The organism is Vibrio furnissii CIP 102972 (assembly GCF_000176175.1).
Lineage (GTDB): Bacteria > Pseudomonadota > Gammaproteobacteria > Enterobacterales > Vibrionaceae > Vibrio > Vibrio furnissii.
Genome location: NZ_ACZP01000014.1, coordinates 1,216,255 through 1,232,675, shown reverse-complemented (window position 1 = coordinate 1,232,675; position 16,421 = coordinate 1,216,255). Strand labels below are relative to the sequence as shown.

The following is a 16,421-nucleotide window of genomic DNA, read 5'->3' as shown; positions in this document are numbered from 1 at the left end:
TAGGAACTGCTTTATCAATTGCCATAGTTCCGTATAATCGCCGCCCAATTACACCACACCCATCATCAGTGAGTTTCAAATGTCCAAACTATTTTTCAAAGGTCGAATCGATGCGAGGCAAAACCACGTCATTTCAGGCTACAACGTCAAACGTGATGTAAAAGCCGGCACGGAAGAAGCTCCAATCAACGTTGTTGTGCACACCGAAGCTCGTAAAGCCGAGATCGAAGCATTGCTTTCTGAGCACGCTTTAGTGGTCAATATTACCATCGACGCAAACCAACCAGAGAACACGGTTGAACTTGATACGGTATTAAACAAGCCTAAAACCATTACCTTTGACAAAACACCAAACCGCAACGAACCATGCATTTGCGGCAGTGGCAAAAAGTACAAAAAGTGCTGTGCTTAAGCCCTCGACAATGACATCAAAAGCCGTCTTTTGACGGCTTTTTTGTTAACTAACGTCTAGCGATTCTGTTGTGCGTCCATGTAAAAAGAATCTCTCCCCCCAACATCGTCAACTTTGTGCAGTTCTACTTCAGAGACATCTGCTTGGCAGTACGCTCAAAAATACACCCTAATTTTTCAATAAGATTGAGTTTGACGCGACTCTGCCCATCTTTTTATTCGAACGCCAGACGTTAAATGAATTTATAAAATACTCAATTATCAATTTAATTCAGCCATTTCATTTGCATTATTTAATTCAATCAGAGTTTTAATCATAAATTTATATACATCGTGATAGATTTCACCTTTTGCGAGACACTTATCCTGTTAAATCAGACAAATACGTTATGTTTGTTTGGAATTAACTTTATGAAATCTATCAATACTCTTCTCTTGGCTACCTGTGTTTCATTAACTGGCTGTGCCTCTGCCCCCAACATTTCATTGGATAAATCTCTGGCGGGGAAGATAGAAACGGCTGAATTATTGAGAGTATCGGAATCGCAGTATTTTATGGTGAAAAACCTCTCAGGCCTTTCGGGCTTGGGTGGTGCGATTGGAGGAGCAATTGCTGGTGTCAGCGAGTCTGATCGAACGGAAACCTTTGTGAATGCCTACAACGAGAACGCCGTGCATCTCACGGATGAACTGGTCGCAGCGCTTGAAAAATACCTCAACCAAGGCGGCATTCAAGTTACGTATAAAGAAGATGACTTCGCAAAGCTCAACAATGGTAACGACGATTACTCACACATCAATTCAGACCAACAAACACTCCTCAGTGTTTGGTTTGGCCCCGTCGGTTACATTGCCGATGGCGTGATTGATGCGCCATACGAACCATGGTTATTTGTGAATGTGCGTTTGCTCGATGCAAAAACCAAACAGGTGTTATCACAAAAGTCATACACGGCGGGATACAAAGCGCTCACGAAAGGTGCCGTCTTCGTTCCTTGTGCAGAGAGCTACCGATTTAATACCTTCGAGACCATCATGGACAACTTTCCAAAATCGATTGAGGGATTGTCCATGTGCGTCAAAGCTGTATCAGAGCAAGCCACAAAAGATCTGTTGTAAGGGAACGGTCGGATATTCGGCCAGTCAACGTTGAACTGAGTTCAGGGGCATTACGCCCCTTTTGTTCGTGAGAGACCTAATATGATCAGTGCAGTTACTCACTTGTAAAGACGTACAGGTCACCACGACAGTGGTTGATACTGTATTCGATCGGACGACCTGAATGATCAAACGCAGTTTGTTCAATTAATAAGACGGGGGTATGAGAGTCGATATTTAGCTTCTCTAGCGACTCTTCTGTTGGCATTTTAGCGGAAACTCGGCTTTTTGTTTTTGACGGTGTGATGTTTTGACTGCGGAAATAGTCATACAGCGACAATTGAATTTTATCTGGATCATGAATCAGATCTGATGGCACATAAGATTCTTCGATCGACACGGCTTGCTCGTCGATATAACGCACGCGTTTGAGAAGAAAGACTGTCTCCCCTTCTTTTAAATTTAACGTGGCGGCAATGTCAGCAGAGCATGGAACTGTGTCTTTCTTGATCCAAAGGGTATCTGGTTTTTTTCCTTTCAAAACCACTTGCTGAGAGAAGCCCGCCGCCGCTTGGCCAGAGTATTCAACGGTGTCGCTAATCATGGTCCCTAAACCACGTGAGCGAACAATGACGCTGTCTTTATCAAGAACATCTAACGCTTTTCGAATTGTAATTCGAGACACCCCTAATAACTCACTGAACTCACGTTCTGTTGGGATAAAATCGCCGCCTTTTAAGATTTTCAGTTCCGTCGCTGTTTTAACCGATTCTGAAATCTTCACATATAACGGTGATTTGTCATTCTGCTCAATACGAGCTTGTATGAGTTCGATGAGGGGCTGGTAGATTGTCATAAGGTTCTTGTTGTATCAGCTTTTTTTGCATTATACCCGATATTGAAATTGGATATAGAGGCCAAGGGGAAAAGCTGAAGCCGCGAAACTTCAGCGAGAAAAGTCATTTACGTCGATAGGACAGGGTCACTCGATGTGGATTGTGTCTTCGCCATGAAAAGCAATATCGCGGCAATAAAAACCAAGGCGGCACAAAGTAAATAAGCAAGATCGTAACGGCCAAATGTATCGATGGACCACCCTGCTAATAAAGGCCCAATGAATCCCCCCACTCCCCAAGCGGTATATAAAATACCGTAATTCGTTCCGAAGTTTTTCAGTCCATAGAGGTCGGCGACAACCGAGGGAAAAACCGCAAGCAGCGTACCGTATCCAATCCCGGCAAGGCCAGCGCCAATCATCAAGGTCAGTGATGTATCAAATTGAGAAAACAGTAACATATTCACAGTTTGCAACAACATGGCCAAACCCAGCGTTTTCAGCGCACCGATCTTGTCACTCAGAACACCGGTTGCTAAACGCCCGCCGGAATTGAAAACCGCTAACGCTACAACCAAGTATGCGCCGTCCATAATGCTCGCTTGTTCTGCCGCAATTGAGGTGATGTTTGCAATGATCATCAAACCCGCAGAAGCACCAAAGGCATAGGCCAGCCAAAGCAAATAGAAAGGCCGCGTAGAGAGCATACCTTGCCACGAGACTTCATTGCTGAGTGTTGTCCCCTCAATTTTTTGCTCCGCTGTCGCGGGTACCATCGGAGTATAACCCTCGGGAGGATTGGTAAAAACGCACGCCAACGGGAATGTCATCAATAACAAGCCGATACCGAGTATCTGTAGCGTCTCCTGAAGACCAAACCGGAGAATCAAGATACTGGTCAACGGAGCGAGGTAGAGCGCAGCCAAACCAAAGGCCGTCGCCAATGCACCATTAACCATCCCCTTTCGTGAGGTATGAAACCACTTCATTGCCGTTGGATTTAAGCACGCGTAGGCAAAACCAATGCCGCTTCCGGTAAGCACACCAAAACTCAAACATAAGTTCAGCGGGCCAACAGACAAGCTCGATAACACCATACCCACACCGGACATGACCGTACCAAGAATAAGTACTTTTTGCGGGCCAAATTGGTCTTGTATGCGTCCCGCCAACAGCAATGCAAGTGATAAGGAAATGATGGTGATGGTATATGGCAATGATGCTTGAGTATGGCTCCACCCTAAATCAATGAGAGCATTTTTAAACACACTCCACGTATACAGTACACCAATACAGAGATTGATCCCGCAGCCTGCGGCGAGAATTCTTATCGCTTTATGATTCATGTTGTTTACTTCAAGGCACCGCTGCTAAGTCGCAACGCGAGATTCGATGAAAGAGAAATGAATGAGGCTTAAACATGCGTTAAGCCTCATGTTGGATGTGGCGGACTTAGTAGCGGCGAAGGTAATCAGAAATCTGAGTCACATTCGGCGCGCAATCTCCACCTTCGTGGCTAACAACGTACGAGGCGACGGCGTTACCAAGCAACACGGCATCCGCCAGATCCCATCCAGAGCTGAGTCCCGCGAGGACGCCACCGGCGTGCGTGTCGCCGGCTCCAATGGTATCAACCACTTCTGCCGCAAACGGAGCCACCATGCCCAGTGACTCGCCGTTGTTGAACAGCGCGCCATCACTGTCCATACGCAGCACCAAAGGACAGGCATAACGCGAGTACCACTGTTCAACAAAGCTCTGACTGTCTTGCATACCCAGAAATTCAGCTTCTTGACGATTAAGTGAAATAATGGGCTTCATCGCAAATAGACGCTCCAGCAAACTGGCTTCCATCGTGACGATGCGTGGCCCAAAATCGATAAACAATTGGGTTGTTTTCGGTAAATGCTCTAGCCAATTGACGATTTCAACACCACACGTTGACGCCAGTTGATAACCCGAGAGATAAATAATCGCATCGTCATGGATCGATAGCTGATTCAATGTCTCTTGCGTCCAATGGTTCTCGACACCACTAACAGACAGGAACGTTCTTTCACCGTCCGGTTCAACCAACGCCAAGCACCAACCATTGTCACCACTTGGATCCGATAAACTGCTTTGCAGACCTTTTTCGTTCATCGCATGACGAATCAGCTCAGCCCATTTGCCGTTGCCCAAAGGTAAAGCGTTGACCGATTCAAGACCTAATCGCTTGATACTAATAGCGATATTAAGCGCACATCCGCCAACGTGTATCCCCTTTTCTTGCATTTCTAGATCGCCGCCTCGTTGAGGCAAACATGGGGTCTCTGTCACAATATCCACCACTGCCGCGCCAATTAAACACAGTTGGCGTCGATTACGAAGCGTTGGAATTAATTCGATGAGAGCGTTATGAGGCATAGGTCTGCTCCTTTTCCTCCCGCAGAGCAAGGAATTTGCGCGCATATTCATCAAAGTCCAATTGGTTTTTATTATCCAATTGCTGCTTCAACTTTGCGTTGATCGCATTGATGCCATTTAAAGCACCGCAAATGGCTGTTGCCATGGCACCAATCGTGTCGGTATCACCACCGAGGTTGGCACACAAAACAGCACAACGGTTTGGATCGGTGTCAGCCAACTCCACCATCGCGATCGCAGCGGGTACTGATTCAATCGTACTCACGCCAGCGCCAATGAGGTTGTAGATTTTATCCATGCGCTCTTCTACACCACAATGTTCACTTGCCACCATTAACGCCAGTTCAACACGTGACGCCATTGACGCACTGAACGTTGTAATGTTCTTGGTTTGAGTCGCATGCGCTATCGCAGGTAACTGATCTTTAATCTCAGACCAAGAGTGACCTTCAATGGCTTTCGACACGGCCCAGGCAACGACCACTGCGCCAGCAATCGCAACGTCAGATTTGTGCGTTGGGCTGGATGCCAAAGCCACCTGTTCAATGAAATCATCCAAGCAATTGGTCGGCAACAGACAGCCCATCGGTGATACGCGCATTGCCGCGCCATTGGTCACGCCATTATTTTCCAACTCACTGATTGCGATGCCCTCTTTGATCGCCCGCATCGCCGCTTTTGAACTGGGCCCAAAAATATTTTTGTTAAACGCATCGAAACCTTCTGCCCAAGTTAACACGTTGCGTGCAATCACTTCTGGAACAATCTGTCCATCGCATTCAATAATTGCGTCAGCAAGCGCAAGCGCCATTGATGTGTCATCGGTAAACTGGCAAGCCGTGAAGTAACAGGCAGCATTATTTTCTTGAGGTCCATCGAGGAAACGATCAATCCAACCAAAATGTTGTTTTACTCGACTACGTGGCCACAATTCCGACGGCATTCCCATTGAATCACCCAACGCTTGACCATAAAAAGTGCCTAATATTCTTTCAAGTTTTGAAATCGTCATCTTACTTACCAAAATAGGAGTTAAATATCCTGCCCAACCGAAACAAACACTTGGGCAGGGCTAAAATTAAGCTTGTGCTTTCTGTTGCGTGGCGTCGGAGTCAGGCTGACCACTCATTTTAATCGGCTTGATATCTCCATTCGGCTCACGGAAGAAGTACATAAAAATAGCGAGAATAATCGCAATCATGATGCCACCGAATCCCCACATGCCGCCCCAGTCAAAGGTCAGGCCATTCTGTGGTGTTTCATACGCAAACATCTTTTCCATCAACACACCACCAAGGCGATACCCCAGCAAGCTACCAATCCCTTGACAGCCCAGCGTGATCAGGCCTTGAGCGGCTGTACGCATGTGCGCTGGCGCTTTCTTGTCGACATAGATGTATGCGGTAACAAAGTAAAAGTCATAACTCACACCGTGTAGCAAAATGCCCAAGAATAACAACGAGTATAAGTACCATGTGTCCGCACTGCCGTAGACAAAGAATCCATAACGGATCGCCGCAGTGGCAAGACCAAGAAGCAATACCTTTTTAATACCAAACCGTTTAATAAAGAAAGGTAATGCAAGCATAAAGAAGATTTCTGAGAACTGACCTAGCGTCATCCAACCTGTCGCATTACTCATGCCAACTTCAGTTAAGAAGCCATTTGCAAAGATGTAATAGAAAGCAAGCGGCATACTAAACATGAATGAACACACAAAGAAGGCTAAGAAATTTTTGTCTTTTAACAGCACCATCGCATCTAAGCCCAGCATCACTTTCAGATCTAACTTACCGGTGCTTTTCGGCGGAGTATTTGGCAACGTGAGAGCAAATACCCCCAATACTGCCGAGCTCAGTGCCGTAATAAGCAGCGGAATATTGCTTGAAGAAATGTCACCATAACCTAACCACGATGGCAGAAAACCAACGGCCACGCCGGATGCAATCCAGCCGATAGTCCCCATCACACGAATGCGAGGAAAATCGCCTTCCACATCGTCAACGTTTGAAAAAGCAATACTATTGGTTAATGCAATTGTCGGCATGTACGTTAGGGAATAACCAAGCAAAAGTGGGAAAAACGTGGCGAATTCGGTTTGTTGTGCGGCCAAATACATGAGTACTGCGCCAGCCAGCAACATGACAGAGAGTACTTTCTGTGCAGGGAAAAATCGGTCCGTAATCGAGCCGACGAGGATGGGCGATAAAATCGCAGCGATCGCCGTACAAGCATATGACCAAGCGATCTCAGTTGGGGTAAATCCGTTTGTACTGAGTATTTGCCATAACGGGACGAACCACGCGCCCCAGATAAACCATTCAATGAACATCATCGAAGATAGTTTGATATTAGTCGTTTTCATTTTTTATCCTTAGGTACTGTAGGGTACAAAATGATGGTACTAAAACATATAATACCAATACAATACCAAATGGTTGTTTTTGTGATCGACGTGTCACTCAGACGAACGTATCTGGACCTTTTAAATATTGTTGATGAATAGAACCATGCGAGAGAACAATCAATAAACTTCGGAAGTTCAGAAGGAAAAATCGCCGAATTCAATCAAGATAAGTGAGTCAATACCATCAGTGAATCAGCACGGTCAGTGAATAGATAAAGCATTGTTTTTAAGAAAAAAACGGCGCCCACATAGGACGCCGATTTTTGTCTCCACTTGCCAATGCTCACAGACTGCTACAACACCAACCCACCATCGATTTTCAGCACCTGTCCGGTGATAAAACGACTTTTGTCTGAGGCGAGGAACGACACGCCGTCGGCTATATCTTGCACGGAGCCCATACGCCCGAGCGGTGTTTTTGAGGTCATATAACCAATCACTTTTTCGGGTAGGTCTTTGGTCATATCGGTTTCGATAAAGCCCGGCGCGACGCAGTTCACGCGAATTTGCGCGCCTTTGCGGGCCAGTTCTTTGGCCCAGCCTTTGCTCATTGCAATCACGCCGCCTTTACTGGCGCCGTAGTTGCTTTGGCCGATATTGCCGTCGGTGCCGACGATAGATGAGATATTCACAATGCTGCCACTGCCCTGCGCCAACATCAGCGGTGCGATCTTCTGGGTTAACAGAAAAACGGCTTTGAGATTCACATCCAGCACACTGTTCCAGTCACTTTCGAGCATGTCAGTCAGCATTGCATCCCGTGTGATGCCAGCGTTGTTCACCAACACATCCACCCGTTGATGTTGTTCGGCGATACAGGCGACGGTTTGCGCCACGGCTTGGGCATCACACAAGTTCACCTGATAACTGCTGACCCGTTCGTTGCGGGTCTGCTCAAGGCTAGCCCATTCAACCGGTGAAATGTCGAGCCCGACAACCTTGAAGCCATCTTCAAGTAGCTGCTCACTGATCGCGCGACCAATTCCGCGCGCGGCGCCGGTGACGACCGCCACTTTTTGCTGATTATTCATGATCAATCCTTAACGTAAATTGAGGCTTAAAAATCTGCTCATCCATCAGTTTCAACCCTGGGCTGATATAAGGTTCAAAGCCCATCTGCGCGAGCACATCGCGCTTGAGATCCACCCCCGGTGCAATTTCCGTCAGCGTTAAGCCACGTTCGGTCAGGGTGAAGACCGCGCGCTCGGTAATATACAACACGGGTTTGTTCATTTTACGCGCCTGCGCTGCGCTGAATGTGATCTGCTCAACAGCGGGAAGGAATTTGACTTGCTGGCCTTCTGCCACGATGCGCAGTTCGCCGTTCACCACTTCGGTTTGCAGTCCTTGCGCGGCAAAGGTGCCGCAGAAAAACACCTCCTTGGCGTTCTGGGTGATATTGATAAAGCCGCCGCACCCTGCGATGCGCGAACCAAAGCGCGACACGTTGATATCGCCGAGGCGATCGCACTGCGCTAAGCCCAGAAACGCTTGATCGATGCCGCCGCCATCGTAGAAGTCGAACATCTGATCCTGGCTGATAATCGCCTGCGGATAGCGCGACGCGCCAAAATCAAGCCCAGCCGCTGGCTCGCCGCCGACCGCGCCCGGTTCGACCGTCAGTGTAAATTGATCCAAAATGCCTGCTTCGCGCGCCACTGCCGCGACGTACTCCGGTGCGCCGATGCCGAGATTGAGAATCGCGCCCGAGCGCAGTTCCATCGCAGCGCGGCGGGCGATAATGGTTTTGGCGTCCAGCGCCTCATCCACCGCTTGCGGTTTCACCGCCTCGCCTCCCGGGCGTCCGACAAACGCCGGATTCATCTGCGTGGCGAAGGTTTGCATGTGATCGGCGGGGTTGTCACACACCACCACCGCATCAACAAAAATCCCCGGAATTTTGACCGCGTGCGGGTCGAGCATGCCTGCTTCCACCACACGTTTCACCTGCACGATCACTTTGCCGCCTTGGTTCTTCGCCGCCTGCGCGGCCGCTAAACTTTCGACGATCAAACACTCATCTTCCATGGTGATGTTGCCGTTTTGGTCGGCGGTGGTGCCGCGCAAAATCGCCACGTTCACTGGCAGGCGGCGATAAAACAGAAACTCTTCGCCGCGAAAATCGACTACTTCGACCCAATCGGTTTGCGTGCGACTGTTGATTCGTCCGCCTTCGATGCGCGGGTCAACAAACGTGCCTAGGCCGACTTTGCTCAGCGTGCCCGGTTTTCCGGCGGCGGTGTCGCGCAGCAAATGGGAAATCACCCCTTGTGGCAGGTTGTAACCCTCGATCTGGTTGTTGACTGCCAACGCTTGCAGCTTGGGCACCAAGCCCCAGTGGCCGCCAATCACGCGGCGGACCAACCCTTCTTGCGCAAGATGATTCACCGCGCGGCTTTTACCATCGCCCTGCCCGGCGGCAAACAACAGGGTGAGATCCTGCGGCTTGCCACTGCGCTCAAAGCGTTCGCCAATTGCGCGTTCAATCGCTTCGGGAACCACGCTGCCAATAAAGCCGCCAAGCATGACGGCATCGCCGTCGGCGATCCATTCTGCTGCCTGCGCAGCGGTTAACGTCTTGACCACATTCACCTTCCTTGTTGTTAGCCCTTTGAGAATAGCCAAGCGTTAACAGGATGTTAATTACAGTATTGGCAAGTCTGAATTGCAGATATGAAATAATTCAAGCGAGTACCACCGCAGCGAAGCGCAGGCACAAAAAAGCCCGCATAAATCGGGCTTGCTGAATTGCGGTAAACACGCCGCGTTACATGCGCATTCCGCCGTCGATTTCCAGCACTCGGCCAGTAAAGTAGTCGTTTTCCAGAATGTATTTTGCCGCATGCGCGATTTCACCCGGTTCACCCATGCGCCCGACGGGCACCATCTGTTTCAGCCGTTCAATCGCTTCCGGTTTCATTTGATCGGCCATCGCGGTGTGTACAATCCCCGGCGCAATCGCCGCCGCACGAATACCATAACGTGCCAGCTCTCGCGCCCAACTGGTGGCCATCGTTGCTACCGCCGCTTTGGATGCCGAATAGTTGGTTTGGCCGATATTGCCTGCGCGCGCGACGCTGGAGATGTTGATGATCACCCCTTTGCGTTTGGTTTCGATCATCTTCACGGCCGCTTCGCGTCCGCACAGGAAGGTGCCGGTCACGTTGACATTCATCACGGTATCAAACTGCTCAAGGGACATTTTGCTTATCTGGCCATCTTTGACTTTCACCAGCAAACCATCGCGCAAAATGCCCGCGTTGTTGATCAGTCCATCAACATGACCAAAATCGATGACGATGTCTTCGAAGGTTTTCACCACCTGCGCCTCGTTGGTCACATCCATGACGTAATAAATGGCTTTGGCGCTCAGCATGTGGCACTGCTTCTGGGTATCGAGCAGCCCCTGCTCGTTCATATCCAGCAATGCTAAATCAGCTCCGGCTTGCGCCAGCGTCACCGCCATCATCTGCCCCAGCCCTTGTCCGGCACCGGTAATCACAATCACACTCTCTCTGAGATTCATGTTTTTTTCTCCCTGCCAGCGGCTTAGCCCCGTGAGCGATAGAACTCAAACAGGCTGGAGAAATCGAGTTCTTCGTTGCCGTTTGCGTTGTGAAAGGCGTACAGATTGCGCGCCAGCGAGCCCATCGGAATCGAGGATTGGCTTTTCAGCGCGGCATCAATGCCCAGCCCGAGGTCTTTTTGCATCAGTTTGCTCATAAAGCCCGGTTGATACTGGTTGCTGGCAGGCGCGTTTTCCATCACGCCCGGGCACGGATTGTAGAGCTCCAGCGCCCAGTTACGCCCGGAACTTTGCAGCATGATGTTCGACAGCACCGTGGGGTCGAGGCCGTTATCCATACCAAGATTGAGCGCTTCACACGTACCGGACATCAGAATGCCGAGCATCAGGTTGTTGCAGATCTTGGCCATTTGGCCGTCACCAGCATTGCCCGCATGGAAGATGTTTTTGCCCATGTGTTTGAGCACATCGTGCGCTTTTTTAAACGCCGAATCGGTGCCACCGACGATAAAGGTTAATGTGCCCGCCTTTGCGCCCGCCACGCCGCCGGAAACCGGAGAATCGACAAACTCGAAGCCTTTTTTCTCGGCTTCAGCCGCCACCAGCCGCGCAGATTCCGGATCAATCGTTGAGCAGTCGATGAGAAAGGTGCCGCTTTCGATCATATTGAGCAGCCCCACACCGCCGCTGTGATCGCCCAAGTAAACCGCGCGAACATGCGCGCCCGCGGGCAACATGGTGATCACGGTGTCGGCGCCTTCCACCGCTACGGGCAGAGACTCGGCAACCACGCCACCCAGCGGTTCCAGTTTTTTGGCCGCCTGAGTGTTGAGGTCAAACACCCGCACCGACAATCCAGCCTTGAGCAGATTCTCAGCCATTGGGCCGCCCATGTTACCCAGTCCTATAAACGCGATGGTGCTCATGTTCTGTCTCCTTGAAATGGTGTGGTTAGTGGGCTTGTCCCAGCGATGCCAGCGGATGCGCAGCGTCGTTCCACAATGAGGTAAAGAGTTCATCAATCACGGTGGTATCCACTTCGGCCACCGAGCCATAACGCCAGGTCGGCGCGCCATCTTTATCAATCAAGCGCGCGCGCACCCCTTCCTGAAATTCGCCCAGTAAGGCGCTGCGAACCGACAGTGTCAGCTCCAAACGAAAACACTCAGCCAGCGTTAACTGGCTGCACTCGGTGAGTTGGCGATAGGTGATGTGCGCCGAAATCGGGCTGCCCGCGGCGAGGTTGTTTCGCGCACTGGCGATCCATTTATCGTCGCCACGAATGCCAAGAATGTTGTCGCAGATATCAGCGAGGGTATCGGCGCGGCAAGCCGACTGAATGTTGGCCAGATACGGCAGCAATTGGCTGTCTGGTTCGGCGTCATCCACCATCAGCGCCAGTTCGCTCAAGACATTGCCTACCACGGTAAAACCGTTGCCTTCCCAACGCTGCGCTTGCAAGCGTTCCAGCATCGCCGAATGGTGTTCGTGCAGCAGCAGGTAATCGGCCATGCGAATATCAATCGCATCGGTGGCATTGATATTCGCGCCCGTCAGGCCTAGAAACAGTCCGACGCCTTTGGGTAAGCGGTTCAAAAACCAGGTGCCGCCCACATCGGGATAGAGTCCGATGCTGATTTCCGGCATCGCCATGCGCGTACGCGGCGTGACCACTTTGTGGCTGCACCCCATAAACAGGCCCATGCCACCGCCCATCACAATGCCGTCGCCCCAGGCGATGATCGGCTTGCTGTAGGTGTGAATCAGGTGGTCGCACTCATATTCAAGTGAGAAGTATTCGGTGCAAAACGCCTGCACTTCGGCTTTGCATTTGTCACGCATGACGTTGTGCATGGTGCGTACATCGCCGCCAGCGCAAAACGCTTTTTCGCCGCCGCCTTCGAGAATGACACACATCAGCTGTTCGTCGTCCTGCCACTGTTTGAGCTGGTCAAACAGCAGCGCCAGCATGTTGTAGCTGAGCGCATTGAGCGACGCCGGATTGTCCAAAGTCGCAATCCCAATTTTATGTGTTTGGTCCCGGCACCAAAGCTCCTGAAAACTGACCCGGTCCGTCATATTGCCTCCTGATAATTTGCAACTTGTGTGGCGAACGTTCTGCCTTATGACTGACTGCATACCGCTTACTGGTTTTTCCATTGCGGCGCACGTTTTTGCAAAAAGGCCTGCACGCCTTCGGTCTGATCCTCGGTATCGAACAGATCGAGAAAGTATTCACGCTCTTTGATCAGCCCGTGCTGACGCGGCGCAAAGCGGGTTTGCTGAATCAGTTTTTTGCACGCCGCCACCGATGAGGGCGATTGCTGCGCGACCGATTCCGCCATCGCAATTGCGCGATTAAGCGCTTCGCCGTGGGCGACCACCTCTTCCACTAAACCAATCTCGTGCGCTTTGGCAGCAGTCAGTTGCTCGCCGCACAATATCACCCGTTTGGCCCAGCCTTCACCCACCAGCGCGGTGAGATTTTGTGTGCCGCCCGCGCACGGCAGCAGGCCGACTTTGGCTTCCGGCAGCGCCATTACCGCTTGCTCTTCGGCAATGCGAATGTCGCACGCCAGCGCTGCTTCCAAACCACCGCCCATCGCGTAGCCGTTGATCGCCGCAATCGAAACGCCGCGAAATTCCGACAACGCTTCAAACGCTTCACCAAACACGCGCGCCATTTTGAGCGCACGCGCTTTGTCGCCATCGGCAAACAGTTTGAGATCCGCCCCGGCCGAGAAGAACTTCTCGCCTGCGCCCGTCAGCACCAAGGCGTACACGGCTTTGTTGAGATTGAGCGACTGCACCAGCGTTTTAAGCTGTTCTAAACTTTGCGCCGTCCAGGTGTTGGCGGGCGGATTGTTCATGGTGACCACGGCCACATGATGATGCAGATGAAAACCGATCAGCGCATGGGATTCACCATCCGTGGCCGGGTGTTGTGGTGAGTAACTGTTGGACATCATAACCACTCCTTGATTTTTTTTTGTGCTGACTTACATGTTGGGCCGCTGGCTTACAGCAGCGCCCCCCCGTCAGACAACAACCGACGCGCCACAATCAGGCGCATGATTTCATTGGTGCCTTCGAGGATCTGGTGCACCCGCACATCGCGGAAATGGCGCTCCAGCGGATACTCTTTGATGTAACCATAGCCGCCATACAGTTGCAGCGCGGCATCACACACCTGAAAACCGACATCGGTAGCAAAGCGTTTCGCCATCGCGCAGTAAGCCGTCGCTTGCGGATCGCCGCGATCCAGTTTGCTGGCGGCGTAACGCACCAATTGACGCGCCGCGACCAGTTCGGTCGCCATGTCCGCCAACTTGAATTGCAATCCCTGAAACTGCGCCAGCGATTGACCGAACTGTTTGCGCTCTTGCAGGTATTGCGTGGCCTGATTGAGCGCCTGTTGCGCCGTACCGACCGAGCAGGTGGCGATGTTGATTCGCCCGCCATCCAGCCCTTTCATCGCAAAGGTAAACCCTTGACCCTCTTCGCCCAGCAAAGCACTGGCTGGCACGTGCACTTTATCGAAGGTGACCGAACGGGTCGGCTGACTGTTCCAGCCCATTTTTGGCTCTTTGCGCCCGTAGGTAATGCCATCCGCTTGGGCGGGCACCACAAAAGCGGAGATGCCTTTCGGTCCAGCCTCGCCGGTGCGTGCCATCACCACCAGCACGTCGGTATCACCAGCGCCGGAAATAAAGGTTTTGCTGCCGCTCAGCAGATAACCATCGCTGACTTTGGTCGCTGACGTGGTGAGCGAAGCGGCATCGGAGCCGGCATTGGGTTCGGTCAAACAGTAGGAGCCGAGCCATTCGCCGGTGACCAGTTTGGGGCAAAACTGCGCTTTGGCTTCCGCCGTTGCAAAGCTCGCGACCATCCACGTCACCATGTTATGAATGGTCATAAACGCGGTGGTGGAGGTACACCCCATCGCCAGTTGCTCAAAAATCAGTGAGGCATCAAGGCGGCTGAGACCAAGCCCGCCCTCGTCTTCCGGCGTGTAGAGCGAGAGAAAACCCAGCTCGCCCGCTTCACGCAGCACATCCTTCGGAAAGATGTGTTCTTCGTCCCACGTGGCCGCCATCGGTGCCAGCCGTTCACTGGCAAACTGGCGAGCGGTATCAGCAAACGCACGTTGATCTTCGTTGAATTCAAAATCCATAATGAGCTCCGAATCGTCGTGTCGTGAAAACTAAACCTGCGGATTAGCGCAGATGAATCGTCAGGTTCGGACCACTGGGAATATCATCGTCAAACCAGCGCGCCGTGACGGTTTTGGTTTCGGTGTAAAAGCGCACCGCCTGCTTGCCGTAAGCATGCAAATCGCCGTAGAAGCTGCCGCGCCAGCCGGTAAACGAGAAGAACGGCAGCGGCACTGGAATGGGCACGTTGATCCCAACCTGACCCACCTGAATCTCATGCTGAAACTTACGCGCCGCTGCGCCGCTGGCGGTGAAAATTGAGGTGCCGTTGCCATACGGATTGCTGTTGATGATGTCGATGGCTTCTTCCAGAGAATCGGCTTCCAGACACACCAACACCGGGCCAAAAATTTCTTCGCGGTAAATGCTCATGTCGGTACTGACACCACTAAACAGCGTCGGCCCAACCCAGTTGCCGTTGGGCAGTCCGTCGACTTCGCATTGGCGTCCATCAAGCTCGCACACGGCGCCTTCGTCGATCCCTTGTTGGATCAGGCGTTGTACCCGCTCTTTGGCTTGTGGGCTGATGAGCGGCCCGTACGCTGCATTGCTGTCGTCCCAGCGACCCGGATGCATTTTCGCCATCGCAGCTTTCAGTTCCGGCAGCCATTTCTTCGCGCCATCCACCAGCACCGCCACCGAGATCGCCATGCAGCGCTGACCCGCCGCGCCTACCGAAGCCCCCACCAAGTTGTTGATCACTTGCTCTTTATTGGCATCCGGCATCACCACCATGTGGTTTTTCGCCCCGGCAAATGCCTGCACGCGCTTAAAATGCTGCGTCCCTTGCTGATAAATGTATTGCGCCACTTTCACCGAACCGACAAAAGAGATGGCTTTGATTTCAGGGTGTTCGAGCAGAAAATCGACCTGTTCTTTGCGCCCGTGAACAATCTGCAACACGCCTTTCGGCGCGCCCGCTTGTTCAAACAGCTGCGCGAGGCGAACGGACGTCAGCGGCACCTGTTCGGACGGTTTCAATATGAAAGTGTTACCGGCAGCAATCGCCAGCGGGAACATCCACAACGGGATCATGGCGGGGAAGTTAAATGGCGTAATGCCGCAGCACACCCCCAGCGGCTGAATCATAGAGTAGGTGTCGATGTCGCTGGCGACGTTTTCAACCATCTCCCCCATCATATTACTGGCGATGTTACCCGCCTGCTCCACCACTTCGATGCCGCGCCAGATATCACCTTTCGCATCCGCCAGTGTTTTACCGGTTTCCTGCGACAGCGTTTGCGCCAGCTCATCATGATGTTCTTTCAACAGATGTTGGTAGCGCAGCATCAGACGCGCGCGCTCTGGCACCGCAACCTGTTTCCAGCTCTGAAAAGCAATCAGCGCACTGGTGATGGCTTCGCTCATTTCGAGATCCGTTGCGCAGGGCAGCGAGGCGATGACGTCATTGGTCGCCGGATTGGTGACGTCAACCCACGCTTTGGTGGCCGACTGACGAAATTCGCCATCAATGAATAAAGGAACCGGGTTTAGCATAACGTTGTCCTTGTCGATCATGGGTTC

Annotated in this window: 15 protein-coding genes; 2 read left to right on the top strand and 13 right to left on the bottom strand. The window is 51.6% G+C overall.

Translation table 11 applies throughout. The features are described 5' to 3' along the window. Positions 1–79 precede the first annotated feature (79 nt). Both VFA_RS15760 and VFA_RS15755 read left to right on the top strand, forming a co-directional pair. A complete protein-coding gene (locus VFA_RS15760; RefSeq protein ID WP_004727855.1) occupies positions 80–412 on the top strand; it encodes a PBPRA1643 family SWIM/SEC-C metal-binding motif protein in 333 nt (110 codons plus the stop codon). Between the two features lie 392 nt (positions 413–804). Then, positions 805–1,530 (top strand): hypothetical protein, encoded by a 726-nt coding sequence (locus tag VFA_RS15755; RefSeq protein ID WP_140209457.1) that lies wholly within the window; start codon positions 805–807, stop codon positions 1,528–1,530. Positions 1,531–1,624: 94 nt separating this feature from the next. Here VFA_RS15755 and VFA_RS15750 read toward each other — a convergent pair whose 3' ends face one another. The 13 genes from VFA_RS15750 to VFA_RS15690 form a co-directional block, all read right to left on the bottom strand. Continuing rightward, positions 1,625–2,365 carry a GntR family transcriptional regulator gene (locus tag VFA_RS15750; protein ID WP_004727853.1) on the bottom strand — a complete coding sequence of 247 codons (741 nt, stop codon included), beginning with the start codon at positions 2,363–2,365 and terminating at the stop codon, positions 1,625–1,627. A gap of 107 nt (positions 2,366–2,472) precedes the next feature. Beyond that, a complete protein-coding gene (locus VFA_RS15745; RefSeq protein WP_004727852.1) occupies positions 2,473–3,690 on the bottom strand; it encodes an L-lactate MFS transporter in 1,218 nt (405 codons plus the stop codon). Positions 3,691–3,796: 106 nt separating this feature from the next. Next, positions 3,797–4,750 (bottom strand): PfkB family carbohydrate kinase, encoded by a 954-nt coding sequence (locus VFA_RS15740; RefSeq protein ID WP_038151957.1) that lies wholly within the window; start codon positions 4,748–4,750, stop codon positions 3,797–3,799. Continuing rightward, positions 4,740–5,762, bottom strand: a complete 1,023-nt coding sequence (locus tag VFA_RS15735) for an ADP-ribosylglycohydrolase family protein (RefSeq protein ID WP_004727850.1) — start codon at positions 5,760–5,762, stop codon at positions 4,740–4,742. The genes VFA_RS15740 and VFA_RS15735 overlap by 11 nt, the downstream gene beginning before the upstream one ends. 66 nt (positions 5,763–5,828) lie before the next feature. Next, the gene (locus tag VFA_RS15730) at positions 5,829–7,115 is read right to left on the bottom strand and encodes a nucleoside permease (protein ID WP_038151954.1); all 1,287 of its coding nucleotides are present in this window, start codon (positions 7,113–7,115) and stop codon (positions 5,829–5,831) included. A 335-nt stretch (positions 7,116–7,450) separates the two neighbouring features. After that, entirely contained in the window at positions 7,451–8,188 is a 738-nt protein-coding gene (locus tag VFA_RS15725) for a beta-ketoacyl-ACP reductase (protein ID WP_004727848.1), read from the bottom strand. Then, the gene (locus VFA_RS15720) at positions 8,181–9,743 is read right to left on the bottom strand and encodes an acyl CoA:acetate/3-ketoacid CoA transferase (protein ID WP_004727847.1); all 1,563 of its coding nucleotides are present in this window, start codon (positions 9,741–9,743) and stop codon (positions 8,181–8,183) included. The genes VFA_RS15725 and VFA_RS15720 overlap by 8 nt, the downstream gene beginning before the upstream one ends. Before the next feature lie 181 nt (positions 9,744–9,924). Next, positions 9,925–10,683, bottom strand: coding sequence for an SDR family oxidoreductase (locus tag VFA_RS15715; protein ID WP_004727846.1), 759 nt, complete (start codon positions 10,681–10,683; stop codon positions 9,925–9,927). 23 nt (positions 10,684–10,706) lie between these two features. Next, positions 10,707–11,609 carry a 3-hydroxyisobutyrate dehydrogenase gene (mmsB, locus tag VFA_RS15710; protein WP_004727845.1) on the bottom strand — a complete coding sequence of 301 codons (903 nt, stop codon included), beginning with the start codon at positions 11,607–11,609 and terminating at the stop codon, positions 10,707–10,709. 25 nt (positions 11,610–11,634) lie between these two features. Beyond that, complete coding sequence (locus VFA_RS15705) at positions 11,635–12,762, bottom strand: enoyl-CoA hydratase/isomerase family protein (protein ID WP_038151952.1); 1,128 nt, start codon at positions 12,760–12,762, stop codon at positions 11,635–11,637. Positions 12,763–12,827: 65 nt separating this feature from the next. Next, on the bottom strand, positions 12,828–13,652 hold the full coding sequence (locus VFA_RS15700) for an enoyl-CoA hydratase (protein WP_004727843.1): 825 nt from the start codon (positions 13,650–13,652) through the stop codon (positions 12,828–12,830). A 50-nt stretch (positions 13,653–13,702) separates the two neighbouring features. Further along, positions 13,703–14,857 carry an acyl-CoA dehydrogenase family protein gene (locus VFA_RS15695; RefSeq protein WP_004727842.1) on the bottom strand — a complete coding sequence of 385 codons (1,155 nt, stop codon included), beginning with the start codon at positions 14,855–14,857 and terminating at the stop codon, positions 13,703–13,705. A gap of 43 nt (positions 14,858–14,900) precedes the next feature. Beyond that, positions 14,901–16,394, bottom strand: a complete 1,494-nt coding sequence (locus VFA_RS15690; protein ID WP_038152336.1) for a CoA-acylating methylmalonate-semialdehyde dehydrogenase — start codon at positions 16,392–16,394, stop codon at positions 14,901–14,903. Between the last annotated feature and the right edge of the window lie 27 nt (positions 16,395–16,421).